At 73.3% G+C, this 232-nt stretch carries 1 protein-coding gene; it reads left to right on the top strand.

What is annotated here, in order from left to right:
• On the top strand, nt 1-232 hold a 232-nt coding region (locus tag IG84_RS38635; RefSeq protein ID WP_037801509.1), incomplete at both ends, for an ATP-binding protein.

The following is a 232-nucleotide window of genomic DNA, read 5'->3' as shown; positions in this document are numbered from 1 at the left end:
CGGCCTGCCGATCGCCATCAAGGCCGCCTTCGGCGGCGGCGGCCGCGGCCTGAAGGTCGCCCGCACCCTCGAAGAAGTCCCCGAGCTCTACGACTCCGCGGTGCGCGAGGCGGTCGCCGCCTTCGGGCGTGGGGAGTGCTTCGTGGAGCGCTACCTGGACCGCCCCCGGCACGTGGAGACCCAGTGCCTGGCCGACAAGCACGGCAACGTGGTGGTCGTCTCCACCCGGGAC

The organism is Streptomyces ochraceiscleroticus, from assembly GCF_000720485.1.
GTDB classification, from domain to species: domain Bacteria; phylum Actinomycetota; class Actinomycetes; order Streptomycetales; family Streptomycetaceae; genus Streptomyces; species Streptomyces ochraceiscleroticus.
Note: the sequence above shows the minus strand (reverse complement) of the source record. Positions and strands in the feature narration are given on the sequence as shown.